This is a genomic window from Streptococcus gwangjuense (genome assembly GCF_003627155.1).
In the GTDB taxonomy this organism is placed as follows: Bacteria; Bacillota; Bacilli; order Lactobacillales; family Streptococcaceae; genus Streptococcus; species Streptococcus gwangjuensis.
In genome coordinates, this window is record NZ_CP032621.1 from 515032 (window position 1) to 538363 (window position 23332).

The 23332-nt window shown below is 41.7% G+C and carries 23 protein-coding genes, 1 tRNA gene and 1 other RNA gene; 21 read left to right on the top strand and 4 right to left on the bottom strand.

Annotation, left to right across the window (positions count from 1 at the left end; all coding sequences use genetic code 11):
* Positions 1 to 4: 4 nt before the first annotated feature.
* The 5 genes from D7D53_RS02485 to trxB all read left to right on the top strand — a co-directional run bounded on the left by D7D53_RS02485 (position 5) and on the right by trxB (position 3341).
* Complete coding sequence (locus tag D7D53_RS02485) at positions 5 to 361, top strand: arsenate reductase family protein (protein ID WP_000889092.1); 357 nt, start codon at positions 5 to 7, stop codon at positions 359 to 361.
* 157 nt (positions 362 to 518) lie between these two features.
* Positions 519 to 1319: an amino acid ABC transporter permease gene (locus tag D7D53_RS02490; RefSeq protein ID WP_001103451.1), complete on the top strand. Its 801-nt coding sequence runs from the start codon at positions 519 to 521 to the stop codon at positions 1317 to 1319.
* Positions 1319 to 2062, top strand: coding sequence for an amino acid ABC transporter ATP-binding protein (locus tag D7D53_RS02495; RefSeq protein ID WP_120770014.1), 744 nt, complete (start codon positions 1319 to 1321; stop codon positions 2060 to 2062). The genes D7D53_RS02490 and D7D53_RS02495 overlap by 1 nt, the downstream gene beginning before the upstream one ends.
* Before the next feature lie 77 nt (positions 2063 to 2139).
* Positions 2140 to 2364, top strand: coding sequence for a DUF4059 family protein (locus D7D53_RS02500; RefSeq protein WP_000926599.1), 225 nt, complete (start codon positions 2140 to 2142; stop codon positions 2362 to 2364).
* A gap of 65 nt (positions 2365 to 2429) precedes the next feature.
* Complete coding sequence (trxB, locus tag D7D53_RS02505) at positions 2430 to 3341, top strand: thioredoxin-disulfide reductase (protein ID WP_120770015.1); 912 nt, start codon at positions 2430 to 2432, stop codon at positions 3339 to 3341.
* Positions 3342 to 3379: 38 nt separating this feature from the next.
* Here trxB and rlmB read toward each other — a convergent pair whose 3' ends face one another.
* Positions 3380 to 4108 (bottom strand): 23S rRNA (guanosine(2251)-2'-O)-methyltransferase RlmB, encoded by a 729-nt coding sequence (gene rlmB, locus D7D53_RS02510; protein ID WP_000855742.1) that lies wholly within the window; start codon positions 4106 to 4108, stop codon positions 3380 to 3382.
* Between the two features lie 43 nt (positions 4109 to 4151).
* Positions 4152 to 4763, bottom strand: coding sequence for a peptide deformylase (gene def / locus D7D53_RS02515; protein ID WP_120770016.1), 612 nt, complete (start codon positions 4761 to 4763; stop codon positions 4152 to 4154).
* 174 nt (positions 4764 to 4937) lie between these two features.
* Between def and D7D53_RS02520 the strand changes: the two genes are divergently transcribed.
* The 4 genes from D7D53_RS02520 to ssrA all read left to right on the top strand — a co-directional run bounded on the left by D7D53_RS02520 (position 4938) and on the right by ssrA (position 8155).
* Entirely contained in the window at positions 4938 to 6260 is a 1323-nt protein-coding gene (locus tag D7D53_RS02520) for a CapA family protein (RefSeq protein ID WP_120770017.1), read from the top strand.
* 21 nt (positions 6261 to 6281) lie between these two features.
* Entirely contained in the window at positions 6282 to 7109 is an 828-nt protein-coding gene (locus D7D53_RS02525; protein ID WP_120770018.1) for an HAD family hydrolase, read from the top strand.
* Position 7110: 1 nt separating this feature from the next.
* Entirely contained in the window at positions 7111 to 7746 is a 636-nt protein-coding gene (locus D7D53_RS02530) for an SGNH/GDSL hydrolase family protein (protein WP_120770019.1), read from the top strand.
* 61 nt (positions 7747 to 7807) lie between these two features.
* Positions 7808 to 8155, top strand: a transfer-messenger RNA (tmRNA) gene (gene ssrA / locus D7D53_RS02535).
* Positions 8156 to 8365: 210 nt separating this feature from the next.
* Here ssrA and D7D53_RS02540 read toward each other — a convergent pair.
* A tRNA-Ser gene (locus D7D53_RS02540) sits at positions 8366 to 8453 on the bottom strand.
* Positions 8454 to 8614: 161 nt separating this feature from the next.
* Between D7D53_RS02540 and D7D53_RS02545 the strand changes: the two genes are divergently transcribed.
* From D7D53_RS02545 to D7D53_RS02560, 4 genes are all read left to right on the top strand, one after another.
* Positions 8615 to 9355, top strand: coding sequence for a DeoR/GlpR family DNA-binding transcription regulator (locus D7D53_RS02545; RefSeq protein ID WP_120770020.1), 741 nt, complete (start codon positions 8615 to 8617; stop codon positions 9353 to 9355).
* Positions 9352 to 10263: a 1-phosphofructokinase gene (pfkB, locus tag D7D53_RS02550; protein ID WP_120770021.1), complete on the top strand. Its 912-nt coding sequence runs from the start codon at positions 9352 to 9354 to the stop codon at positions 10261 to 10263. Before D7D53_RS02545 ends, pfkB begins: the two co-directional genes overlap by 4 nt.
* Entirely contained in the window at positions 10260 to 12212 is a 1953-nt protein-coding gene (locus D7D53_RS02555) for a fructose-specific PTS transporter subunit EIIC (RefSeq protein WP_120770022.1), read from the top strand. Before pfkB ends, D7D53_RS02555 begins: the two co-directional genes overlap by 4 nt.
* 88 nt (positions 12213 to 12300) lie before the next feature.
* On the top strand, positions 12301 to 14604 hold the full coding sequence (locus D7D53_RS02560) for a DNA translocase FtsK (protein WP_120770023.1): 2304 nt from the start codon (positions 12301 to 12303) through the stop codon (positions 14602 to 14604).
* Positions 14605 to 14648: 44 nt separating this feature from the next.
* On the opposite strand, the gene D7D53_RS02565 is transcribed toward D7D53_RS02560, so the two are convergent.
* Positions 14649 to 15077 (bottom strand): DUF6556 family protein, encoded by a 429-nt coding sequence (locus tag D7D53_RS02565; protein WP_120770024.1) that lies wholly within the window; start codon positions 15075 to 15077, stop codon positions 14649 to 14651.
* A 138-nt stretch (positions 15078 to 15215) separates the two neighbouring features.
* Here D7D53_RS02565 and D7D53_RS02570 point away from each other — a divergent pair, with 138 nt between their 5' ends.
* The 8 genes from D7D53_RS02570 (at position 15216) to D7D53_RS02605 (ending at position 23328) form a co-directional block, all read left to right on the top strand.
* The gene (locus D7D53_RS02570) at positions 15216 to 16358 is read left to right on the top strand and encodes a cysteine desulfurase family protein (protein ID WP_120770025.1); all 1143 of its coding nucleotides are present in this window, start codon (positions 15216 to 15218) and stop codon (positions 16356 to 16358) included.
* Between the two features lie 8 nt (positions 16359 to 16366).
* Complete coding sequence (thiI, locus tag D7D53_RS02575) at positions 16367 to 17581, top strand: tRNA uracil 4-sulfurtransferase ThiI (protein ID WP_120770026.1); 1215 nt, start codon at positions 16367 to 16369, stop codon at positions 17579 to 17581.
* A 136-nt stretch (positions 17582 to 17717) separates the two neighbouring features.
* The gene (locus D7D53_RS02580) at positions 17718 to 18542 is read left to right on the top strand and encodes an alpha/beta hydrolase (protein WP_120770027.1); all 825 of its coding nucleotides are present in this window, start codon (positions 17718 to 17720) and stop codon (positions 18540 to 18542) included.
* Between the two features lie 20 nt (positions 18543 to 18562).
* Positions 18563 to 19303, top strand: a complete 741-nt coding sequence (locus D7D53_RS02585; RefSeq protein ID WP_033683867.1) for an esterase family protein — start codon at positions 18563 to 18565, stop codon at positions 19301 to 19303.
* Positions 19304 to 19315: 12 nt separating this feature from the next.
* The gene (locus D7D53_RS02590) at positions 19316 to 20482 is read left to right on the top strand and encodes an ATP-grasp domain-containing protein (RefSeq protein ID WP_120770028.1); all 1167 of its coding nucleotides are present in this window, start codon (positions 19316 to 19318) and stop codon (positions 20480 to 20482) included.
* Between the two features lie 159 nt (positions 20483 to 20641).
* Positions 20642 to 21547, top strand: a complete 906-nt coding sequence (gene gla / locus D7D53_RS02595) for an aquaglyceroporin Gla (RefSeq protein ID WP_000348094.1) — start codon at positions 20642 to 20644, stop codon at positions 21545 to 21547.
* A gap of 123 nt (positions 21548 to 21670) precedes the next feature.
* A complete protein-coding gene (locus tag D7D53_RS02600) occupies positions 21671 to 22396 on the top strand; it encodes a CppA family protein (protein WP_120770029.1) in 726 nt (241 codons plus the stop codon).
* A complete protein-coding gene (locus D7D53_RS02605) occupies positions 22393 to 23328 on the top strand; it encodes a serine hydrolase domain-containing protein (protein WP_120770030.1) in 936 nt (311 codons plus the stop codon). The genes D7D53_RS02600 and D7D53_RS02605 overlap by 4 nt, the downstream gene beginning before the upstream one ends.
* The last annotated feature ends 4 nt before the right edge of the window (positions 23329 to 23332 follow it).

Below are 23332 nucleotides of genomic sequence, written 5' to 3' on the forward strand. Positions count from 1 at the left end.
AGATATGTTAGAATTTATCGAATATCCAAAATGTTCAACTTGTAAAAAAGCAAAACAAGAATTAAACCAACTCGGTGTGGACTATAAAGCCGTCCATATCGTTGAAGAAACACCTAGCCAAGAAGTCATTTTAAACTGGCTAGAAACCTCAGGTTTCGAGTTGAAGCAATTTTTCAACACCAGTGGGATCAAATACCGTGAATTAGGGCTGAAAGATAAGGTAGGAAGCCTGTCAAACCAAGAAGCGGCTGAGTTGCTAGCAAGTGACGGTATGTTGTTAAAACGCCCCATTTTAGTAGAAAATGGAACTGTTAAGCAAATTGGTTATCGAAAACCTTATGAAGAATTGGGATTGAAATAGTTTTTACTTATCTCTTTGATAGATAAAATATATAACCTCCCTGTTTCAAAGTATGATAAACTAGTAGGTGGACAAAGTCTGTATCTGACCGTAGCAAATAATTTCATTGACGGCAGAAGTATGGTAGAATGAATCATTATCAGGAGAGGATGTTTTTATGAATGTTACAACGATTTTAGCATCAGATTGGTACCAAAACTTGATGCAATTGATTCCGGATGGCAAGCTTTTTAGCTTGCGTTCGGTCTTTGATGGGATTCCAAGAATTGTCCAGCAACTTCCAACAACGATTATGTTGACCATTGGTGGTGCCCTTTTTGGCTTGGTTTTGGCACTTCTTTTTGCTATTGTGAAAATCAATCGTGTCAAGATTTTATATCCCTTACAGGCCTTCTTTGTTAGTTTCTTAAAGGGGACACCGATTTTGGTGCAACTCATGTTGACCTACTACGGAATTCCTTTGGCTTTGAAAGCCCTCAATCAGCAATGGGGTACTGGTCTCAATATTAATGCGATTCCAGCCGCTGTTTTTGCGATTGTTGCCTTTGCTTTCAATGAGGCAGCTTATGCGAGTGAAACCATTCGTGCAGCTATTCTCTCAGTCAATCCTGGTGAGATCGAGGCCGCACGCAGTCTGGGTATGACCCGAGCACAAGTTTATCGTCGCGTGATTATTCCAAATGCAGCCGTTGTGGCGACTCCAACCTTGATTAATTCCCTAATTGGCTTGACCAAGGGAACTTCTCTAGCCTTCAGTGCGGGTGTTGTGGAAGTCTTTGCCCAAGCTCAGATTTTGGGTGGAGCTGATTACCGCTATTTTGAACGCTTCATCTCCGTTGCCCTTGTTTATTGGGTAGTCAATATCGGAATTGAAAGCCTCGGTCGTTTCATCGAGAGAAAAATGGCTATTTCTGCACCAGATACAGTGCAAACAGATGTGAAAGGAGACCTTCGTTAATGATTAAGATTTCGAATTTAAGCAAATCCTTTTCAGGACAGACTGTCTTGGATCATCTGGACTTGGATATTCATAAAGGGGAAGTTGTAGCCTTGATTGGTTCTTCAGGAGCTGGAAAATCAACCTTCCTTCGCAGTCTCAATTATCTTGAAACACCTGACAGTGGCTCTATTCAGATTGATGATTTTTCAGTTGATTTTTCTAAAATCACTCAAGAAGAAATCCTTGCCCTACGCCGTAAGCTGTCTATGGTTTTCCAACAGTTTAATTTGTTTGAACGCCGCACAGCACTTGATAATGTAAAAGAAGGCTTGGTTGTTGTCAAGAAATTGTCTGATCAAGAAGCGACTAAGATTGCCAAGGAAGAGTTGACTAAGGTTGGGCTTTCTGACCGTGAAAAACATTATCCTCGACATTTATCAGGTGGACAAAAGCAACGGGTTGCCCTAGCGCGTGCGCTTGCTATGAAACCAGATGTCTTGCTCTTAGACGAACCAACTTCAGCTCTTGACCCAGAATTGGTTGGTGAAGTAGAAAAATCTATTGCAGATGCTGCTAAGTCAGGACAGACTATGATTTTAGTCAGTCACGATATGTCCTTTGTAGCCCAAGTGGCTGATAAGATTCTCTTCCTAGATAAGGGGAAAATCATTGAGTCTGGAACACCGGATGAGATTATCCACCATCCGAAAGAAGAGCGGACAAAAGAATTCTTCGCTAGTTACAAACGGACTTATATTTGATATAATAGATAAAGGAAAACTCAGTTAGCTGGACTAGCTGAGTTTACTCTTTAAAAAAGATAGAAATGAGAGAAATCATGCTACTGCAACTATTTTCTTTATATTTCGAGAGTTTGATCTTGACCACCATCCTTGTCCTGATTTTTTTAGGGATTTGGATTGGACTAAGAGCCATGTCGGGAGTTGATAAGACAGCCAAGGCTCGCCAAGCCCATCTCTATGATATGATTATGATTGGTGTCTTGGTTGTTCCAGTATTATCCTTTGCGGTTATGAGTTTAATTCTTGTTTTCAAGGCATAATCCTTGCGTGATTGACAAGAAAGAGTTAGAATAAAGATAGTTACAACAAGAAAGAAGGAATCTATATGTACGATACTATTATTATCGGTGCTGGACCTGCAGGGATGACTGCGGCCTTGTATGCTGCTCGAAGCAATCTCAAAGTAGGCTTGATTGAAGGTGGTCTGCCAGGTGGTCAGATGAATAATACATCGGATATCGAAAATTACCCAGGATACGCTAATATTAGTGGACCTGAATTGGCTGAAAAGATGTTTGAACCACTTGAAAATCTTGGTGTAGAGCACATCTATGGTTATGTTGAAAATGTCCAAGACCATGGTGATTTTAAGAAAGTGATTACCGATGACCAAACATATGAAACACGTACAGTTATCGTAGCGACTGGTTCTAAACACCGTCCTTTGGGAGTTCCTGGAGAAGAAGAACTGAACAGTCGTGGTGTGTCTTACTGTGCCGTTTGTGATGGTGCTTTCTTCCGTGACCAAGATTTGTTGGTAGTTGGTGGTGGAGATTCAGCGGTTGAAGAAGCCCTCTTCTTGACTCGCTTTGCTAAGACGGTTACCATTGTTCACCGTCGTGATCAACTCCGTGCACAAAAGGTTTTACAAGACCGTGCTTTCGCTAATGAGAAAGTCAGCTTTATCTGGGATTCTGTGGTTAAGGAAATCAAGGGTGAAAACCGAGTAGAATCTGTCGTTTTTGAAAATGTGAAAACAGGTCAAGTGACAGAGCAAGCCTTCGGTGGCGTCTTTATCTATGTTGGTTTGGACCCTCTTAGTGATTTTGTTAAAGAATTGAATATCCAAGACCAGGCAGGCTGGATTGTGACAGATAACCACATGAAAACTGCGGTTGATGGTATCTTTGCAGTTGGAGATGTTCGCTTGAAAGACCTTCGCCAAGTGACAACAGCAGTTGGAGATGGGGCTATCGCTGGTCAAGAAGCTTACAAGTTTATTACAGAACATAGTTAATCATAAAAAAGTTTCCAATCAGATGACTGGAAACTTTTTTATAGTCTATTTCGGAAAACTTCATACATGAGAATAGCTGCAGCCACACTAGCATTGAGGCTTTGAACATGGCCATTCATGGGAATGGTAATCATTTCATCGACCTGTTTTTTGATGTTACTAGAGATACCTTTTCCTTCATTTCCGATGATGAGGGCGATTTTCCCTTTTGTATTCCACTTGTGGCACGGAGTACCGTTCATATCTGTGCCAAAGGTCCAGAAGCCTTCATCCTTGAGTTTGTCTAGAGTTTGACTCAGGTTGGTTACTCGGGCAATCGGAACGTGTTCAATAGCACCTGTGGCCGTTTTGGCAACGACAGGAGTAACACCGACAGCACGATGTTTGGGAATGATGACACCTGAAACGTTGGTCGCATCGGCTGTTCTTAAGATGGAGCCTAAGTTGTGAGGGTCAGTTAGGCCATCCAGAATCAACAGAAGTGGATTTTCTTCTTGACGTGTTTTTGCAAGGATGTGATCTAACTCGCTATAGGCAAATTCAGACACTCGTAGAACAAAACCTTGGTGGACAGCACCTTCAGTCATCTCAGAGAGGGATTTTTTTGAAGTCCAAGAAATGGACACCTTCTTTTCTGTAGCCAGTTCCTTGACTTTCTCAACGTTCTTACCCCGGAGATCTTCTTGGAGGTAAAGTTTGTTTCCTGTGTTTGCAAGGAGGGCTTCGGTAACGGCGTGAACGCCATAGACAATATCATTTGTTTTCATGCCTCTATTATAACACAAAACCCCGTCTTGCAACGGGATTTTTTTATTCCAGAATCAGCAAACCATCTTTAACTTCAAATGGGTCTTTTTCATTGATACGATCGTAAAACATGATTCCGTTGATGTGGTCAATTTCATGCTGAACAACGATGGAGTTGTAGCCTTTGAGCTTGATACGGTGTTTTTCTCCATCCTTGTCAAAGTAGTCAACAGTAACGCGGGCATGGCGAACAACATAGCCAGGCACGTTGCGGTCAACAGAGAGGCAACCTTCTCCTTCGCCAAGAGCAGCGTCTTGAACAGAGTGAGAGACGATTTTTGGATTATACATAATGGCTTGCAGGTCGTAGGCTTCCTGAGGAGTTTCGCCTTCTTCAACAATATTTGGTACCAAAACAGCGATAATGCGTTTTGAGATATCTAATTGAGGAGCAGCCAGTCCAACACCACCGCGTAACCCCATCTTTTCAGCCATGACAGGATCTTGGGAATGTTTGAGGAATTGCATCATCTTTTCACCAAGGATGATTTCCTGGTCAGACAAGGGAAAAGTAACTTCCTCAGCAATCGCGCGTAGAGTCGGATTCCCTTCGCGGATAATATCGTTCATATCAATTAAGTGAGCAGCTTTTGTAATACGTTCTATAGCAGACATTTTCTCTCCTTTCATTACTTCTACATGATATCACAAAATGACAAGGATTGAAAGCATTACGGCATCGAGCTTTTATAGAAAATGCCTACTAGGTTCGATTCAATTGTGAAAGAATTACTTATCTGTGATATAATAAAAAGAAAAGGCTTGCATTAGAAAGTAGGGAGAATGGAGATGCAAAGAAGACAAGATAGACATAAACGTGGACCAGTTTTTCGCTTTGTGAAAGGTTTGGTCAGCTTTTTTAGACGTTACCGTAAGTGGAGCAATAAGGGATTTGTTACGGTGCTTTTGCTAGCTGTTGCCTTATCAATGGGCTTGGTCTTGTTGTTTGAAAGTTTCCAAGGAATTCCTTTGACCAGTCAAAAAAAGGATACTATTTCTAAAGAAGCAAATAAGACAAATCAAAAATCTAAAGATCAGGAAGAAAAAACTGCTAGAATTATGGCTCATGGAGATTTACTTTACCATGATATTATCTATATGTCAGCTAAAAAGGAAGATGGCGGCTATGATTTTCATGAGAATTTTGAGTATGTTAAACCTTGGCTAAAACAGGCTGATTTGGCAATAGGTGATTTTGAAGGAACTATTAATAAAGATCATTATTTAGCGGGGTATCCTTTATTTAATGCTCCTAGTCAAGTAATGGATGCTATTAAAGATACTGGGTATCATGTTTTAGATTTAGCCCATAATCATGTTTTAGATTCTCAAATTGAAGGAGTTATTTCAACGGCGGATGCAATTGAAAAGGCAGGAATGACACCTATTGGAGTTTATACGCACGAGTCACGTGATCAAGCTCCGCTCGTTATCAAGGAAGTGAACGGTATCAAGGTTGCACTTTTGGCTTATTCTTATGGATTTAATGGAATTGAGCAAAGTATTTCTCAAGAAGATTATAATCGCTATCTTTCAGATCTAAATGAAGATAAGATGAAGGCTGAAATTGAGCGTGCAGAGAAGGAAGCGGACATTACTGTTATCATGCCTCAGATGGGGGTTGAGTATCGCATAGAACCGACTGAAGAGCAAAAGGCTTTGTACCACAAGATGATTGAATGGGGAGCGGATATTATCTTTGGAGGCCATCCACACGTAGTTGAACCATCAGAGACTGTTGAAAAAGATGGAGAGAAAAAACTTATCATCTATTCTATGGGAAACTTTATCTCTAACCAACGTATTGAAACAATGACTGGTGTAGACAATGCGAAGTGGACTGAGCGTGGTGTTCTTATGGATGTAACTGTCAAGAAAAAAGGTGGAAAAACAACTATTGAAACAGCTAAAGCTCATCCTACTTGGGTCAATCGAACACCAAAAGGAACTTTTTCACCAGAAGGATATCCTCTATATCATTACCAAACTTATATATTAGAAGATTTTATCGAGGGTGGTAGTCATCGTGACCAGTTAGATGAAGCGACTAAGGAACGAATTGATACAGCCTATAAAGAAATGAACGAACATGTAGGATTGAAGTGGGACTAGCTTAAATCCAGAGGAAAGTAAATGACGATTAAGGTAATTGCGACAGATATGGATGGGACCTTGCTGGATGCTAGAGGCCAGCTTGATCTCCCACGTTTGGAAAAGATTTTAGATCAGTTGGATCAAAGGGGTATTCGTTTTGTCATTGCGACTGGGAATGAAATTCACCGCATGAGGCAACTACTGGAGCACTTGGTCGATCGAGTGGTTCTAGTTGTTGCCAATGGTGCTCGTATTTTTGAAAATAATGAACTGATTCAGGCTCAGACTTGGGATGATGCCATTGTCGATAAGGCCTTGGCTCATTTCGAGGGTCGAGCGTGTCAGGACCAATTTGTTGTAACGGGGATGAAGGGTGGTTTCGTCAAGGAAGGTACGATTTTTACAGACCTTGAAAGTTTTATGACTCCAGAAATGATTGAAAAATTCTACCAACGGATGCAGTTTGTGGATGAATTAACATCTGACCTCTTTGGTGGGGTGCTCAAAATGAGTATGGTTGTTGGTGAGGAACGTTTGAATTTGGTATTGGAAGAAATCAATGACCTCTTTGATGGCCGTGTTCGGGCTGTATCTAGTGGCTATGGTTGCATTGATATCCTCCAAGCTGGAATTCATAAAGCATGGGGCTTGGAAGAATTACTTAAGCGCTGGGACTTGAACCCCCAACAAATCATGGCTTTTGGTGACAGTGAAAATGATGTTGAAATGCTTGAAATGGCTGGAATTGCCTATGCGATGGAAAATGCTGATGACAAGGCCAAAGCTGTGGCGACTGCTCTAGCACCAGCCAACAGCCAAGGAGGAGTTTATCAAGTCTTGGAAAACTGGTTAGAAAAAGGAGAATGAAGTGGCAGTACAGTTATTAGAAAATTGGTTACTAAAGGAACAAGGCAAAATCCAAACCAAGTACCGTCACTTAAATCAGGTTTCTGTTGTAGAACCAGACATTCTTTTTATTGGGGATTCCATTGTCGAATATTATCCTCTGCAGGAGTTGTTTGGGACTTCAAAGACGATTGTCAATCGAGGCATTCGAGGTTATCAGACAGGGCTGTTATTAGAAAATCTAGATGCCCATCTGTACGGTGGAGCGGTGGATAAAATTGTTCTTCTGATTGGGACAAATGATATTGGAAAAGATGTTCCTGTGAATGAGGCACTCAATAATCTCGAAGTTATCATACAATCCATTGCTCGCGATTATCCTTTGACTGAGATTAAATTACTTTCCATTTTGCCAGTCAATGAGGGAGAGGAGTACAAGCAGACGGTCTATATCCGTACGAATGAAAAAATTCAGAAATGGAATCAAGCCTATCAAGAGCTTGCTTCTGTCTACATGCTGGTAGAATTTGTGCCAGTTTTTGATAGTTTGACAGACCAAGCAGGTCAACTCAAAAAAGAATATACAACTGATGGGCTGCATCTCAGTGTTGCTGGTTATCAGGTTTTGACAAAATCCTTGAAAGACTGTCTTTTCTAGTTCATTGCTTTCCTTTTTGCATTTTTGAGTTAGATGAGGTATAATGGTTTTATTGTCTTTTGGGGTCGTTACGGATTCGACAGGCATTATGAGGCATATTTTGCGACTCGTGTGGCGACGTAAACGCTCAGTTAAATATAACTGCAAAAAATAACACTTCTTACGCTCTAGCTGCCTAAAAACCAGCAGGCGTGACCCGATTTGGATTGCTCGTGTTCAATGACAGGTCTTATTATTAGCGAGATACGATTGAGTCTTGTCTAGCGGCTTGATAAGAGATTAATAGACTCGCAGTTTCTAGGCTTGAGTTATGTGTCGAGGGACTGTTAAAATAATACATAACCTATGGTTGTAGACAAATATGTTGGCAGGTGTTTGGACGTGGGTTCGACTCCCACCGGCTCCATTATTCCTTTGCATTCTTTTGCATTCCTTGGTAAAACGTTGTTAAATCAACGTTTTTTATTTTTGTCTTTGGTATTCCTTGGTATTCTTTTGCGAAAAAGGGAGTCACAAAAGGAGTCACAAACAGCCCCTAAAGCAGACCCTATTATTAAAAAAGGAAACAAAAAAGGATACAACATTTTTGTCATATCCAAAAAATAATTTTTCTTTTCCACGGAAGACATGGGATTCGAACCCACGCACGCTGTTACACGCCTACCGCGTTTCCAACACGGCCTCTTAAGCCTCTTGAGTAATCTTCCAATACTTACTCAAATAGTCTACCATAAAGGCTCTTATCTTGCAATAAAAATTCTGGAAATAAGAAAAATGACAGAATTTGAAAGAAAATGATAAAAAACGATTGACTTTGAAAGAAAGTGTGATAGAATGAATAGTGTAAACGATAACAGGAGGTGGTTCGGTGTTAAAAACAGAGCGGAAACAACTGATTTTAGAGGAGTTAAATCAACATCACGTAGTTTCTCTAGAAAAATTAGTTAGTTTGCTAGAAACGTCAGAATCAACGGTTAGAAGAGACTTGGATGAGTTGGAGGCGGAAAACAAGCTTCGTCGTGTGCATGGTGGAGCAGAATTACCCCACTCCTTGCAGGAAGAAGAAACCATTCAAGAAAAATCTGTCAAAAACCTTCAAGAGAAGAAGTTGCTTGCTCAGAAGGCAGCCTCTCTCATCAAGGAACAAGATGTCATCTTTATAGATGCTGGAACAACGACAGCCTTTTTGATTCATGAATTGGTCAATAAGAATGTTACAGTCGTGACCAACTCCATTCACCATGCAGCTCAGTTGGTTGAAAAGCAGATTCCGACTGTCATGGTTGGAGGAAGTGTCAAGACGGCGACGGATGCTAGTATCGGGGGCGTTGCTCTTAACCAGATTAACCAATTACACTTTGACCGTGCCTTTATCGGGATGAATGGTGTGGACGATGGCTATTATACGACTCCTGATATGGAGGAGGGAGCTGTGAAGCGAGCTATTTTGGAGAATGCTAAACAGACTTATGTCTTGGTGGATTCGTCAAAAATTGGACACACTTGTTTTGCCAAGGTAGCACCACTCAAACGAGCAATTGTTATCACAAGTCAAGGGCATGAGCTCTTGCAGGCTATTAAGGAGAAAACGGAGGTAATAGAAGTATGATTTATACAGTCACACTCAATCCATCCATAGACTATATCGTGCGTTTGGATCAAGTCCAAGTCGGTAGTGTCAATCGAATGGATAGTGATGATAAGTTTGCTGGTGGGAAAGGAATTAATGTCAGTCGTGTCTTGAAACGCTTGAATATTCCAAATACAGCAACTGGATTTATCGGTGGCTTTACTGGTCAATTTATCACAGATACTTTAGCAGAGGAAGAAATCGAGACACGTTTTGTCCAAGTGGCTGAAGATACGCGTATCAATGTTAAGATTAAAGCGGACCAAGAAACAGAAATCAACGGAACGGGTCCAACTGTTGAACCAGCCCAGTTAGAAGAATTGAAAGCTATTTTATCTAGTCTGACAGCAGATGATACGGTTGTATTTGCGGGTTCGAGTACTAAAAACCTAGGCAATGTCATCTACAAGGATTTGATTGCCTTGACACGCCAGACTGGTGCTCAAGTTGTTTGTGACTTTGAAGGACAGACCTTGATTGATAGTTTGGACTACCAGCCACTTTTGGTCAAACCAAACAATCATGAACTTGGAGCGATTTTTGGGGTTAAACTAGACAGTTTGGACCAAATTGAGAAATATGCTCGTGAGTTACTAGCTAAAGGTGCTCAAAATGTCATTATCTCTATGGCTGGTGATGGTGCCCTTCTGGTAACATCTGAGGGAGCTTACTTTGCTAAACCAATCAAGGGAACTGTGAAAAATTCAGTTGGAGCTGGTGATTCTATGGTAGCCGGATTCACAGGTGAATTTGTTAAATCAAAAGACGCGGTAGAAGCTTTCAAATGGGGAGTGGCTTGCGGAACGGCAACTACCTTCTCAGATGACTTGGCAACGGCAGAATTTATTAAAGAAACATATGAAAAAGTTGAGGTAGAAAAAAGATGAAAATTCAAGACCTATTGAGAAAAGATGTCATGTTGCTGGATTTGCAGGCAACTGAAAAAACTGCTGTCATCGAAGAGATGATTAAAAGTTTGACAGACCACGGTTATGTAACAGATTTTGAAACCTTTAAAGAAGGCATTTTGGCGCGTGAAGCTTTGACTTCTACTGGTCTGGGTGACGGAATCGCAATGCCTCACAGCAAAAATGCTGCTGTCAAAGAAGCGACTGTTCTCTTTGCTAAGTCAAACAAGGGTGTTGACTATGAGAGCTTGGATGGACAAGCAACTGACCTCTTCTTTATGATTGCAGCTCCAGAAGGTGCCAATGATACCCACTTGGCAGCCTTGGCAGAATTGTCTCAATACTTGATGAAAGACGGTTTTGCAGACAAACTTCGCCAAGCAACATCAGCTGACCAAGTTATCGAACTTTTTAACCAAGCTTCAGAAAAAGCTGAGGAGCCTGTTCAAGCACCTGCTAATGATTCTGGTGACTTTATCGTGGCTGTTACAGCTTGTACGACAGGTATTGCCCACACTTACATGGCTCAAGAAGCTCTTCAAAAAGTGGCTGCAGAAATGGGGGTTGGTATCAAGGTCGAAACCAACGGTGCTAGCGGTGTTGGAAATCAACTAACTGCAGAAGATATCCGCAAGGCTAAAGCTGTTATCATTGCAGCAGACAAGGCCGTTGAAATGGATCGATTTGATGGAAAACCATTGATCAATCGTCCAGTTGCTGACGGTATCCGTAAGACAGAAGAGTTAATTAACTTGGCTCTTTCAGGAGATGCTGAAGTCTATCGTGCCGCTAATGGTGCAAAAGCTGCAACAGCCTCTAACGAAAAACAAAGCCTTGGTGGTGCCTTCTACAAACACTTGATGAGTGGTGTATCTCAAATGTTGCCATTCGTTATTGGCGGTGGTATCATGATTGCCCTTGCCTTCTTGATTGACGGTGCTTTGGGTGTTCCGAATGAAAACCTTGGCAACCTTGGTTCTTACCACGAACTAGCTTCTATGTTCATGAAAATCGGTGGCGCTGCCTTTGGTTTGATGCTTCCAGTTTTTGCAGGTTATGTTGCCTACTCTATTGCTGAAAAACCAGGTTTGGTAGCAGGTTTCGTGGCTGGTGCTATTGCCAAAGAAGGTTTTGCCTTTGGTAAAATCCCTTATGCTGCAGGTGGTGAAGCAACTTCAACTCTTGCAGGTGTCTCATCTGGTTTCCTAGGTGCCCTTGTTGGTGGATTTATAGCAGGTGCCTTGGTTCTTGCTATCAAGAAATACGTTAAAGTTCCTCGTTCACTTGAAGGTGCTAAATCAATTCTCATCTTGCCACTTCTTGGAACTATTTTGACAGGATTTGTTATGCTGGCAGTTAACATTCCAATGGCGGCAATCAACACTGCTATGAATGACTTCCTTTGTGGTCTTGGAGGAGGATCAGCTGTTCTTCTCGGAATTGTTCTTGGAGGAATGATGGCTGTCGATATGGGTGGACCAGTTAACAAAGCAGCCTATGTCTTTGGTACAGGTACGCTTGCAGCGACTGTTTCTTCAGGTGGTTCCGTAGCCATGGCAGCGGTTATGGCTGGAGGAATGGTGCCACCACTTGCCATCTTTGTCGCAACTCTTCTTTTCAAAGATAAATTTACTAAGGAAGAACGTAACTCAGGTTTGACAAACATCATCATGGGCTTGTCATTTATCACTGAGGGAGCGATTCCATTTGGTGCAGCTGACCCAGCTCGTGCGATTCCAAGCTTCATCCTTGGTTCAGCAGTAGCAGGTGGACTCGTTGGTCTTACTGGTATTAAACTCATGGCGCCACACGGAGGAATCTTCGTTATCGCCCTTACTTCAAATGCCCTTCTTTACCTCGTTTCTGTCTTAGTAGGAGCAATCGTAAGTGGTGTGGTCTATGGTTACCTACGCAAACCTCAAGAATAAAACTTAGATACAAAATGAAGAGATTGGACCGTTTGGTGCAGTCTTTTTCTCTTTCCGAAATACCTGTGAAATATGGTATAATAGAAGAATGGCAAACAAGAATACAAGTAAAACAAGACGGAGACCGTCTAAAGCAGAACTCGAAAGAAAAGAAGCGATTCAACGAATGTTGATTTCGTTGGGAATCGCGCTTTTATTGATTTTCGCAGCCTTCAAATTAGGGGCTGCAGGTATAACCCTCTACAATTTAATTCGCTTGCTGGTGGGGAGCCTAGCTTATCTGGCAATATTTGGTATCCTGCTCTACCTCTTCTTTTTCAAGTGGATACGAAAACAGGAAGGACTCTTATCTGGCTTTTTCACCATATTTGCAGGTTTGCTCTTGATTTTTGAGGCCTACTTAGTTTGGAAATATGGTTTGGATAAGTCGGTACTAAAAGGGACTATGGCTCAGGTTGTGACGGATTTAACAGGCTTTCGAACGACCAGCTTTGCTGGAGGGGGCTTGATTGGGGTCGCTCTTTATATGCCAACCGCCTTTCTCTTCTCCAATATCGGGACTTACTTTATTGGTTCTATCTTGATTTTAGTGGGTTCTCTCCTAGTCAGCCCTTGGTCTGTTTACGATATTGCTGAATTTTTCAGTAGAGGCTTTGCTAAATGGCAGGAAGGACATGAGCGTCGAAAAGAGGAACGCTTTGTCAAACAAGAAGAAAAAGCTCGTCAAAAGGCTGAGGAAGAGGCTAGATTAGAAAAAGAAGAGGCTGAAAAAGCCTTACTCGATATGCCTCCTGTTGATATGGAAACAGGTGAAATTTTGACAGAAGATGTTGTGCTTGACGTTCCACCTGTTCCGGAAGAAGAGTGGGTAGAACCAGAAATCATCCTGCCTCAAGCTGAACATGAATTCCCTGAACATGAGGAGGTTTTTGATGATGAAGATGTACAAGTTGATTTTTCAGCCAAGGAGGCTCTTGAGTACAAACTTCCAAGCTTACAACTCTTTGCCCCAGATAAACCCAAGGACCAGTCTAAAGAAAAGAAAATCGTCCGAGAAAACATCAAAATCCTAGAAGAAACCTTTGCTAGCTTCGGTATCAAGGTAACAGTTGAACGGGCCGAAATTGGGCCATCAGTGACCAAGTATGAAGTCAAGCCAGCAGTGGGTGTAAGGGTCAACCGCATCTCCAATCTCGCAGATGACCTCGCTCTAGCCTTGGCGGCCAAGGATGTCCGGATTGAAGCACCTATCCCAGGGAAATCCCTAGTCGGAATCGAAGTACCCAACTCTGAGATTGCGACTGTATCTTTCCGCGAACTATGGGAACAATCTCAAACAAAAGCAGAAAATCTCTTGGAAATTCCTTTAGGAAAGGCTGTTAATGGCACCGCAAGAGCTTTTGACCTTTCTAAAATGCCCCACTTGCTAGTTGCAGGTTCAACGGGTTCAGGGAAGTCAGTAGCGGTTAACGGCATTATCGCTAGCATTCTGATGAAAGCAAGACCCGACCAGGTCAAGTTTATGATGGTGGACCCTAAGATGGTTGAGTTGTCTGTTTACAATGATATTCCCCACCTCTTGATTCCAGTTGTGACTAATCCACGCAAGGCCAGCAAGGCCCTGCAAAAGGTTGTGGATGAAATGGAAAACCGTTATGAACTCTTTGCCAAGGTGGGAGTTCGTAACATTGCAGGCTTTAATGCCAAGGTAGAAGAGTTTAATGACCAGTCCGAATACAAGCAGATTCCACTGCCACTTATTGTTGTGATTGTGGATGAGTTGGCTGACCTCATGATGGTAGCCAGCAAGGAAGTAGAAGATGCCATTATCCGTCTTGGACAGAAGGCGCGTGCTGCTGGTATCCACATGATTCTTGCAACCCAGCGTCCATCCGTTGATGTCATCTCTGGATTGATTAAGGCTAATGTTCCATCTCGTGTAGCATTTGCAGTTTCGTCAGGGACAGACTCTCGTACGATTTTGGATGAAAATGGAGCAGAAAAATTGCTTGGACGAGGAGATATGCTCTTTAAACCAATTGATGAAAATCATCCAGTTCGTCTCCAAGGCTCCTTTATCTCGGATGATGATGTCGAGCGCATCGTAAACTTCATCAAGGCTCAGGCTGATGCGGACTACGATGAGAGTTTTGATCCAGGTGAGGTTTCTGAAAATGAAGGTGAATTTTCAGATGGTGAAACTGGTGGAGATCCGCTTTTTGAAGAAGCCAAAGCTTTGGTCATTGAGACCCAGAAAGCTAGTGCGTCCATGATTCAGCGTCGTTTATCAGTTGGATTTAACCGTGCGACCCGCCTTATGGAAGAACTCGAAATGGCAGGTGTCATTGGTCCAGCTGAAGGTACCAAACCAAGAAAAGTATTGCAACAGTAAAAAAATAGCTTCTTTCCAAGTTTGGAGGGAAGCTATTTTACTGGCTATTGATTGGTATTATTTTCTGAATTTGGAGTATTGGACTGTTTTTCATTTTCAGTAGTAGATTTACTTGGAGCAGGAGTAGTAGAGTCTTGAGTTGCTGCTTTCTGCTCTTCTTTTTTCTCTTCCTTGACGCTGGATTTTGGTGTTTCTTCTTGTTGTGGTTTTTCTTGAGAAGTGTTATTTTCCTTATTAGGACTAGTGTTTTCCTGAGGGGATTCCTTTTGAATTTCTTTAACAATTGTTGTCGTCTGGCTTGTCGTAGGTTCTTTTTTAGTATTTTTGTTATTATCCAAGGCGTTCATGATAGTGATACTTGCGGTAATTAAGCCGAGAATACTACCGATAGTAGCAACGGTTTTTTGAAAGACCGTAAAGCCTTTTTTGATGTGTTCTGTTTTTGGTTTTGAAGTTCTACGATAATTAGACATACATTCTCTCCTTTAATTAAAATTTATTATACCGCATTTCTTTAAAAAAATCTTAAAAAAAGAGGAATTGCCCTTTCTTGTCGCAAGCTCCGTTTCATGATACAATAGAAGAAGTGATTTTAGAAAGCGTGAGAAAACATGATTTACTTTGATAATTCGGCGACGACCAAGCCTTATACTGAAGCCCTTGAAACTTATATGCAGGTCGCTTCAAAAATTTTAGGAAATCCATCTAGTCTCCATCGTTTGGGAGACCAGGCAACACGAATCTTAGATGCTTCCCGCCAACAGATTGCAGATTTAATCGGTAAGAAAAGTGAGGAAATCTTCTTTACTTCTGGTGGGACAGAAGGAGATAACTGGGTCATCAAGGGTGTGGCCTTTGAAAAGGCTCAGTTTGGAAAGCACATCATCGTATCAGCCATTGAACATCCAGCAGTCAAAGAGTCAGCCCTTTGGTTGAAATCTCAAGGTTTTGAAGTGGATTTTGCTCCAGTTGATAACAAAGGATTTGTGGATGTTGAGGCACTAGCAGATTTGATACGACCTGATACGACCCTCGTTTCCATCATGGCAGTTAACAATGAAATCGGCTCTGTTCAGCCCATTGAGGCTATTTCAGAACTGTTAGCAGACAAACCAACTATTTCCTTCCACGTTGATGCAGTTCAGGCACTTGCCAAGATTCCGACTGAAAAGTATCTGACAGAACGAGTGGATTTCGCGACTTTCTCTGGTCACAAGTTCCACGGAGTTCGTGGTGTTGGTTTTGTCTATATCAAGTCTGGTAAGAAAATTACGCCTCTTTTAACAGGTGGTGGTCAGGAACGTGATTACCGTTCGACAACTGAAAATGTGTCAGGGATTGCTGCGACAGCCAAGGCCCTCCGTTTGTCTATGGAGAAGCTAGATTTCTTTACTAGCAAGACTGGCCAGATGAAGGCAGTTATTCGCCAAGCTCTTCTGAACTATCCAGATATTTTTGTCTTTTCAGATGAGGAAGACTTTGCCCCTCATATTCTGACTTTTGGAATCAAGGGTGTTCGAGGTGAAGTCATCGTTCACGCCTTTGAAGACTATGATATTTTCATCTCAACGACCTCTGCTTGTTCGTCCAAGGCAGGGAAACCAGCCGGAACCCTGATTGCCATGGGAGTGGATAAAGATAAGGCCCAGTCAGCTGTGCGTCTTAGCCTAGACTTTGAAAATGATATGAGTCAGGTCGAGCAGTTTTTGACCAAGTTAAAATTAATTTACAATCAAACTAGAAAAGTAAGATAGGAGCATTCATGCAGTATTCAGAAATTATGATTCGCTACGGTGAGCTGTCAACCAAGGGTAAAAACCGTATGCGTTTCATCAATAAACTTCGCAATAATATTTCAGACGTTTTGTCTATCTATCCCCAAGTTAAGGTAACGGCAGATCGCGACCGTGCCCACGCTTACCTCAATGGAGCTGATTACATAGCAGTAGCAGAATCACTCAAACAAGTTTTTGGAATTCAAAACTTTTCCCCTGTTTATAAGGTTGAAAAATCTGTAGAAGTTCTGAAGTCTGCTGTCCAAGAGATTATGCAGGACATCTACAAGGATGGCATGACCTTTAAAATTTCTAGCAAGCGTAGCGACCACAACTTTGAGTTGGATAGTCGTGAACTCAATCAAACACTTGGAGGAGCTGTTTTCGAAGCCATTCCAAATGTGCAAGCTCAAATGAAAAGTCCTGACATCAATCTTCAGGTGGAGATACGTGAAGAAGCAGCCTACCTTTCTTATGAAACCATTCGTGGGGCTGGTGGTTTGCCAGTTGGAACTTCAGGTAAAGGAATGCTCATGTTGTCAGGAGGGATTGACTCACCTGTAGCAGGTTATCTTGCTTTGAAACGTGGAGTGGATATAGAGGCCGTTCACTTTGCCAGCCCACCTTATACTAGTCCAGGCGCTCTCAAGAAAGCCCAAGATTTGACCCGTAAATTGACCAAGTTTGGTGGCAATATCCAGTTTATCGAAGTTCCTTTTACAGAGATTCAAGAGGAAATCAAGGCCAAAGCGCCCGAAGCTTACTTAATGACTCTAACTCGTCGCTTTATGATGCGGATTACAGATCGTATTCGTGAGGTACGAAATGGTTTAGTTATCATAAATGGGGAAAGCCTAGGTCAAGTAGCCAGCCAAACCTTGGAGAGCATGCAGGCTATCAATGCGGTTACCAACACTCCCATCATCCGTCCAGTTGTGACAATGGATAAGTTGGAAATTATTGACATTGCTCAGGAAATTGACACCTTTGAAATTTCTATCCAGCCTTTTGAAGACTGTTGTACCATTTTTGCGCCAGATCGTCCGAAAACAAATCCTAAGATTAAGAATGCGGAGCAGTACGAAGCGCGTATGGATGTTGAAGGATTAGTAGAGCGAGCTGTGGCTGGAATCATGATTACTGAGATTACACCGCAGGCTGAAAAAGATGAAGTGGATGACTTGATTGATAATTTGCTCTAATCAGAAAATCCAGAAGAATTTAGAAAAATAAATGAAAAAGTTAGTTTTTAATTCCAAAAATGGAAGCAAAACTAACTTTTTTTCTATAATTGTGATATAATAAAATAAAATTTTGAATATAGAGAGTTTTCTGACAATGAATCAATCCTACTTTTATTTAAAAATGAAAGAACACAAACTCAAGGTTCCTTATACAGGTAAGGAACGCCGTGTACGTGTTCTTCTGCCTAAAGATTATGAGAAAGACACGGATCGTTCCTATCCTGTTGTTTACTTTCATGACGGGCAAAATGTTTTTTATAGTAAAGAGTCCTTCATTGGCCATTCATGGAAGATTATCCCAGCTATTAAGCGTAATCCTGACATCAGTCGCATGATTGTCGTTGCCATTGACAATGATGGTATGGGGCGGATGAATGAGTATGCGGCTTGGAAGTTCCAAGAATCTCCTATCCCAGGGCAGCAGTTTGGTGGTAAGGGTGTGGAGTATGCCGAGTTTGTCATGGAGGTGGTCAAACCTTTTATCGATGAGACCTACCGTACCAAAGCTGACCGCCAGCATACGGCTATGATTGGCTCCTCACTAGGCGGTAATATTACCCAGTTTATCGGTTTGGAATACCAAGATCAAATTGGATGTCTCGGGGTCTTTTCATCTGCTAACTGGCTCCATCAAGAAGCCTTTAATCGCTATATCGAGCGCCAGAAACTATCGCCTGACCAGCGTATCTTCATCTATGTTGGAACAGAAGAAGCAGATGATACGGACAAGACCCTGATGGCTGGTAATATCAAACAAGCCTACATCGATTCGTCTCTTCGGTATTACCATGATTTGATAGCAGGTGGGGTACACTTAGATAATCTTGTCTTGAAAGTTCAGTCTGGTGCCATACATAGTGAGATTCCATGGTCGGAGAATTTACCAGACTGTCTGAGATTTTTTGCAGAAAAATGGTAAAGTAAGAAAGGAGAAAGCCCATGCATATTGAACATCTTAGCCACTGGAGTGGCAATCTTAACCGTGAAATGTACCTTAATCGTTATGGACATGCTGGGATTCCAGTTGTGGTTTTTGCTTCATCAGGTGGTAGTCACAACGAATACTATGATTTTGGCATGATTGATGCCTGTGCTTCTTTTATCGAGGAAGGCCGTGTCCAGTTCTTTACCCTATCCAGTGTTGACAGTGAGAGCTGGTTAGCCACTTGGAAAAACGGTCACGACCAAGCAGAGATGCATCGTGCCTATGAGCGCTATGTGATTGAGGAGGCCATTCCTTTTATCAAGCATAAGACAGGTTGGTTTGATGGTATGATGACGACAGGTTGCTCCATGGGCGCCTACCATGCACTCAATTTCTTCCTTCAGCATCCAGATGTCTTTACCAAGGTGATAGCTCTTAGTGGTGTTTACGACGCACGTTTCTTTGTCGGCGATTACTACAATGACGATGCTATTTACCAAAACTCGCCAGTAGATTATATCTGGAACCAGAACGACGGCTGGTTTATTGATCGTTATCGTCAGGCGGAGATTGTGCTGTGTACGGGTCTTGGTGCCTGGGAACAAGATGGCTTGCCATCCTTCTACAAGCTCAAAGAAGCCTTTGACCAGAAACAAATTCCAGCCTGGTTTGCTGAATGGGGACACGATGTTGCCCATGACTGGGAATGGTGGCGCAAACAAATGCCTTATTTCCTTGGCAATCTCTATTTATAAAAGGAGTTATCTATGAATTACCTTGTTATTTCTCCCTACTATCCGCAAAATTTTCAACAGTTTACAATTGAGCTAGCTAATAAAGGCATCACAGTCTTGGGAATCGGTCAAGAACCATACGAGCAATTGGATGAACCTTTACGCAATAGCCTAACCGAGTATTTCCGTGTTGACAATCTTGAGAACATAGACGAAGTCAAACGTGCAGTTGCTTTTCTCTTTTATAAACATGGCCCGATTGACCGTATTGAATCCCACAATGAATACTGGCTTGAGCTGGATGCAACACTCAGAGAACAATTCAATGTCTTTGGTGCCAAACCAGAGGATCTCAAAAAGACGAAATTTAAGTCTGAAATGAAGAAGCTTTTCAAAAAAGCAGGTGTTCCTGTGGTCCCTGGAGCTGTTATCAAGACGGAAGCAGATGTTGATCAAGCTGTGAATGAAATCGGTCTTCCAATGATTGCCAAACCTGATAATGGAGTGGGAGCAGCCGCAACCTTTAAGCTTGAGACAGAAGACGATATCAATCACTTCAAGACTGAGTGGGATCATTCAACTGTTTATTTCTTTGAGAAATTTGTCACCTCTAGCGAAATTTGTACCTTTGATGGTCTTGTGGACAAGGATGGTAAAATTGTCTTCTCAACAACCTTTGATTACGCCTATACACCTCTGGATCTTATGATTTACAAGATGGACAATTCCTACTATGTTCTTAAGGACATGGATCCTAAACTTCGCAAGTATGGTGAAGCGATTGTCAAGGAATTTGGTATGAAAGAACGGTTCTTCCATATTGAGTTCTTCCGTGAAGGGGATGATTACATCGCCATTGAGTACAATAACCGCCCTGCAGGTGGTTTCACTATTGATGTTTATAACTTTGCTCATTCCTTGGACCTCTATCGTGGATATGCTGCTATTGTAGCAGGAGAAGAGTTCCCAGCGTCAGACTTTGAACCTCAGTTTTGTTTAGCTACATCCCGTCGTGCAAATGCTCACTATGTTTATTCTGAGGAGGACTTGCTTGCCAAATACAGCCATCAGTTCAAGGTTAAAAAAATCATGCCAGCAGCCTTTGCGGAACTTCAAGGAGATTACCTTTATATGCTGACAACTCCGAGTCGACAAGAAATGGAGCAGATGATTGCAGATTTCGGACAACGTCAAGAATAAGAACTCTCGGATTAAGGAAATGCACCTCCTTAATCCTTTTATTTTAACAAGAGAAATAAAACCGCTTTCTCATACATTCTTTTAGAAAACCTGTTGCTAAAAGATATAAAAATTGATAGAATAAGGATTGTCTAAAAAATTTTAAGGAGAATCTATCAAATGGATTTCACATGGGCAATTAAATATGCCACTGAATTTTTGGCCACTGCTATTTTGATCATTCTTGGAAATGGTGCAGTTGCCAACGTTGAACTTAAAGGTACGAAAGGTCACCAAAGTGGCTGGATCGTTATCGCTGTTGGTTATGGTATGGGGGTTATGATCCCAGCCTTGATGTTTGGTAACGTATCTGGTAACCACATTAACCCAGCCTTCACTCTTGGACTTGCGATCAGCGGTCTCTTCCCTTGGGCACAAGTTGCACCTTATATCATCGCACAAGTTTTGGGTGCTATCTTTGGTCAAGCCTTGGTTGTGGCAACACACCGCCCATACTACTTGAAAACTGAAAATCCAAACAACATCTTGGGTACTTTCTCAACAATTTCAAGTTTGGATAATGGTACAAAAGAATCACATTTTGCAGCAACTGTTAATGGTTTTGTAAACGAGTTTGTCGGTTCATTTGTTCTTTTCTTTGCAGCCCTTGGTATGACTAAAAACTTCTTTGGTGCCGAACTAGTATCAAAAGCACAAGCTGCTATCAATGCTCAAGTTGCACAAGCAACTACTCAAGGTCAAACAATTCCTCAAGAACAAGTAACAGCAGCACTTGACCAAGCTAAAGAACAAGTAGCGCCATTTATGACTTCTGGTCTTGGAATTGCTCACTTGGCACTTGGATTCCTTGTTATGGCTTTGGTAACATCACTTGGTGGACCTACAGGGCCTGCCTTGAACCCAGCCCGTGACTTGGGACCACGTCTCCTTCATGCTTTCCTTCCAAAATCAGTTCTTGGTGAGCACAAAGGTGATTCAAAATGGTGGTATTCTTGGGTACCAGTAGTAGCACCTATCGCAGCAGCAATTGCGGCAGTAGCTATCTTCAAATTCCTTTACCTATAAGAAATTGAAACCGAGGAAATCCTCGGTTTTTTAGATGAAATTTTACGAAAAAAAGGTAAATCTGAGCATAATTTCTTGTAAAAAATTCTAAAATCCTTTAAAATAAAAGAGTTGGAGGAATTTATGAATGTAAATCAGATTGTACGGATTATTCCTACTTTAAAAGTTAATAATAGAAAATTAAATGAAACATTTTATATTGAAACTCTTGGCATGAAGGCCTTGTTAGAAGAATCAGCCTTTCTGTCACTAGGTGATCAAACAGGTCTAGAAAAGCTGGTTTTAGAAGAAGCTCCAAGTATGCGCACTCGTAAGGTAGAGGGAAGAAAAAAACTGGCTAGATTGATTGTCAAGGTGGAAAATCCATTAGAAATCGAGGCCTTATTAGCTAAAACAGATTCGATTCATCAATTATATAAAGGTCAAAATGGCTACGCTTTTGAGATTTTTTCACCCGAAGATGATTTGATTTTGATTCATGCGGAAGATGACAGAGCAAGTCTAGTAGAAGTAGGAGAAAAGCCAGAATTTCAAACAGATCTGGAGTCAATTTCTTTAAGTAAATTTGAAATTTCTATGGAATTACACCTCCCAACGGATGTAGATAGTTTCTTGGAACTATCTGAAATTGGGGCATCCCTTGATTTTATCCCAGCTCAGGGTCAAGATTTGACTGTGGACAATACGGCTACTTGGGACTTATCTATGCTCAAGTTCTTGGTCAATGAACTAGATATAGCAAGTCTTCGCAAGAAGTTTGAGTCTACCGAATATTTTATTCCTAAGTCTGAAAAATTCTTCCTTGGTAAAGATAGAAATAATGTTGAATTGTGGTTTGAAGAAGTATGAAGTGGACCAAGATTATTAAAAAAATAGAAGAACAAATCGAGGCAGGGATCTATCCCGGGGCCTCTTTTGCGTATTTTAAGGACAATCAATGGATGGAGTTCTATTTAGGTCATAGTGACCCAGAGCATGGCTTGCAGACTGAGGCAGGACTAGTTTATGATCTAGCTAGTGTCAGCAAGGTTGTTGGGGTTGGTACCGTTTTTACCTTCTTGTGGGAAAAAGGTCAATTAGATATTGACAGACCGGTAACAGATTTTTTACCAGAGAGTGATTATCCAGACATCACTATTCGCCAGCTCTTGACTCACGCTACAGACCTTGATCCGTTTATTCCCAATCGTGATCTTTTAACAGCACCTGAATTAAAGGAAGCTATGTTTCATCTCAACAGACGAAGCCAGCCTGCCTTTCTTTATTCGGATGTCCATTTTTTGCTGTTAGGTTTTATCTTGGAAAGAATCTTTAATCAAGACTTGGATGTGATTTTACAGGAGCAAGTCTGGAATCTTTGGGGAATGGCGGATACCCAGTTTGGGCCAGTTGAGCGCGCTGTTCCAACAGTTAGAGATGTAGAGGCAGGTCTGGTACATGATCCCAAGGCTCGCCTCCTGGGAAGACATGCAGGTAGTGCTGGTTTGTTTTCGACTGTAAAGGATTTACAAATCTTTTTAGAACACTATTTAGCAGATGGTTTCGCAAGAGATTTGAGTCAAAATTTTTCTCCTTTGGATGACAAGGAACGTTCTTTGGCATGGAATTTGGAAGGAGATTGGCTAGACCATACGGGCTATACAGGTACCTTTATCATGTGGAATCGTCATAAGCAAGAAGCGGCTATTTTCCTATCGAATCGTACCTATGAAAAGGATGAGAGGGCTCAATGGATTATAGACCGCAATCAAGTGATGGACTTGATTCGCAAAGAAGAGTAAGGAG

Bases quoted from the DNA above. Each gene is read 5' to 3' on its own strand.
- D7D53_RS02495 (WP_120770014.1), top strand. From the start codon at position 1,319: ATGATTAAGATTTCGAATTTAAGCAAATCCTTTTCAGGACAGACTGTC.
- D7D53_RS02485 (WP_000889092.1), top strand. From the start codon at position 5: ATGTTAGAATTTATCGAATATCCAAAATGTTCAACTTGTAAAAAAGCA.
- D7D53_RS02600 (WP_120770029.1), top strand. From the start codon at position 21,671: ATGAATGTAAATCAGATTGTACGGATTATTCCTACTTTAAAAGTTAAT.
- D7D53_RS02555 (WP_120770022.1), top strand. From the start codon at position 10,260: ATGAAAATTCAAGACCTATTGAGAAAAGATGTCATGTTGCTGGATTTG.
- D7D53_RS02500 (WP_000926599.1), top strand. From the start codon at position 2,140: ATGCTACTGCAACTATTTTCTTTATATTTCGAGAGTTTGATCTTGACC.
- D7D53_RS02525 (WP_120770018.1), top strand. From the start codon at position 6,282: ATGACGATTAAGGTAATTGCGACAGATATGGATGGGACCTTGCTGGAT.
- def (WP_120770016.1), bottom strand. From the start codon at position 4,763: ATGTCTGCTATAGAACGTATTACAAAAGCTGCTCACTTAATTGATATG.
- D7D53_RS02560 (WP_120770023.1), top strand. From the start codon at position 12,301: ATGGCAAACAAGAATACAAGTAAAACAAGACGGAGACCGTCTAAAGCA.
- pfkB (WP_120770021.1), top strand. From the start codon at position 9,352: ATGATTTATACAGTCACACTCAATCCATCCATAGACTATATCGTGCGT.
- D7D53_RS02565 (WP_120770024.1), bottom strand. From the start codon at position 15,077: ATGTCTAATTATCGTAGAACTTCAAAACCAAAAACAGAACACATCAAA.
- gla (WP_000348094.1), top strand. From the start codon at position 20,642: ATGGATTTCACATGGGCAATTAAATATGCCACTGAATTTTTGGCCACT.
- trxB (WP_120770015.1), top strand. From the start codon at position 2,430: ATGTACGATACTATTATTATCGGTGCTGGACCTGCAGGGATGACTGCG.
- D7D53_RS02570 (WP_120770025.1), top strand. From the start codon at position 15,216: ATGATTTACTTTGATAATTCGGCGACGACCAAGCCTTATACTGAAGCC.
- D7D53_RS02580 (WP_120770027.1), top strand. From the start codon at position 17,718: ATGAATCAATCCTACTTTTATTTAAAAATGAAAGAACACAAACTCAAG.
- thiI (WP_120770026.1), top strand. From the start codon at position 16,367: ATGCAGTATTCAGAAATTATGATTCGCTACGGTGAGCTGTCAACCAAG.
- D7D53_RS02605 (WP_120770030.1), top strand. From the start codon at position 22,393: ATGAAGTGGACCAAGATTATTAAAAAAATAGAAGAACAAATCGAGGCA.
- rlmB (WP_000855742.1), bottom strand. From the start codon at position 4,108: ATGAAAACAAATGATATTGTCTATGGCGTTCACGCCGTTACCGAAGCC.
- D7D53_RS02490 (WP_001103451.1), top strand. From the start codon at position 519: ATGAATGTTACAACGATTTTAGCATCAGATTGGTACCAAAACTTGATG.
- D7D53_RS02590 (WP_120770028.1), top strand. From the start codon at position 19,316: ATGAATTACCTTGTTATTTCTCCCTACTATCCGCAAAATTTTCAACAG.
- D7D53_RS02520 (WP_120770017.1), top strand. From the start codon at position 4,938: ATGCAAAGAAGACAAGATAGACATAAACGTGGACCAGTTTTTCGCTTT.
- D7D53_RS02585 (WP_033683867.1), top strand. From the start codon at position 18,563: ATGCATATTGAACATCTTAGCCACTGGAGTGGCAATCTTAACCGTGAA.